Genomic DNA, 483 nt, shown 5'->3' with positions numbered 1-483 from the left:
TCTGCGCCGCGACGGTGGAGGGATGTCGGAGCTTTTGCGCAATCTCGGCGCGCTTCACGTCCACGGCATTCATGTCGACTGGGCGAAGGCGCTCGGTGCGAGCGCGCACCAACCCGTTGCCTCACTGCCGACTTATGCGTTCCAGCGTCAGCGTTACTGGCTCGAGGCTGAGAAGCCGAGCGGGGACGCGGCGACGATGGGCCTGTCGGATGCGTCGCATCCGCTGCTGGGAGCGGCGACGCCGCTAGCCGAGAGCGACGGGTTCCTGCTGACGGGACGGCTGTCGCTGTCGGAGGCGGGCTGGCTCGGCGACCACGCCGTGTTCGGCACGGTGCTGCTGCCGGGGACGGGGCTGCTGGAGCTCGGCTTTGCGGCGGCGCGTGCGGTGGGCTTGAGCAGCGTATCGCAGCTGACGCTGCTGTCGCCGCTGGTGCTGCCGGCGGAGGGCGGTGTCCGGCTGCAGGTTCAGGTGGATGGCTCTGG

1 protein-coding gene is annotated in these 483 nt (G+C 70.0%); it reads left to right on the top strand.

Annotation, left to right across the window (positions count from 1 at the left end):
- Positions 1-22: 22 nt before the first annotated feature.
- On the top strand, positions 23-483 hold a 461-nt coding region (locus K3F49_RS39070), incomplete at its 3' end, for a polyketide synthase dehydratase domain-containing protein (RefSeq protein ID WP_234686162.1).

It is taken from the genome of Bradyrhizobium monzae, assembly GCF_021458635.1.
Classification (GTDB): domain Bacteria; phylum Pseudomonadota; class Alphaproteobacteria; order Rhizobiales; family Xanthobacteraceae; genus Bradyrhizobium.
The sequence above is the reverse complement of the archived record's forward strand: the minus strand, read 5'-3'. Positions and strand labels throughout refer to the sequence as shown.